The sequence below is a fragment of the Ruegeria sp. AI2 genome (assembly GCF_056541275.1).
Genome location: NZ_JBQFYB010000077.1, coordinates 1 through 733, shown reverse-complemented (window position 1 = coordinate 733; position 733 = coordinate 1). Strand labels below are relative to the sequence as shown.

Genomic DNA, 733 nt, shown 5'->3' with positions numbered 1-733 from the left:
GCAAACCGTCACGCGGCCCAACTTCGAATATCTCCACGCGTTCCGTCATCAAGACCCCTCCTTGAGCTGCGGACGATCCATCACCTAGTCGCCTTTTTTACTGACCCCTTCGGACCTCCATCCAGCGCTGTAAATGTATCCGATACCTTGCGTCGCTCGGACAAGACCGTCCACCACTCGTTCAGCTTTGGTCTGGATTGCAGCATGGTCCGGGCATCCGGCACGCGACGAAACGCATCGATCATCGGAAACAGAATCCAGTCGGCAGGCCCAAAGCGTGTGCCGTTGAGCACAACGGCCTCTTCCGCAACCTCTTCAAATGCGTCCAGCACGCGATCCGCTTGCGCAAACCCGGCGGCAATCTCAGCGTCGTTTGGCACCTCGCCCATTGCCGGAGCAAACACAGCATGGGCATAGACCTGTCGTACCAATGGCCAATAGGCATACGCGTTCACCATGCTGGCCACCTGAGCCGCCCGCGCAAGATACAGTGCCTTGGCGGTGTGGTCGTTGGGTCCAGAGTCTCGAAACCGCGCCTCAAGGTAGGTCAGAATGGCCCAGGTCTCGTAGATGCGGAGATCGCGCGTCTCCAGCACCGGCACGTGCCCAAACGGATGATTGGCAACTTGGTCCTGAAACGGATCCACGTCCTGCCAGTTATAGTCCAGCGTCAGTTCCGCCAAAGCCATTCGCACCGCGCGTGTATAAACACTGTGGCGATAGCCGATGAGCC

Annotated in this window: 1 protein-coding gene; it reads right to left on the bottom strand. The window is 58.7% G+C overall.

What is annotated here, in order from left to right; translation table 11 throughout:
• Positions 1–80 precede the first annotated feature (80 nt).
• On the bottom strand, positions 81–733 hold a 653-nt coding region (locus ACR0LL_RS21260), incomplete at its 5' end, for a glutathione S-transferase family protein (protein WP_480589312.1).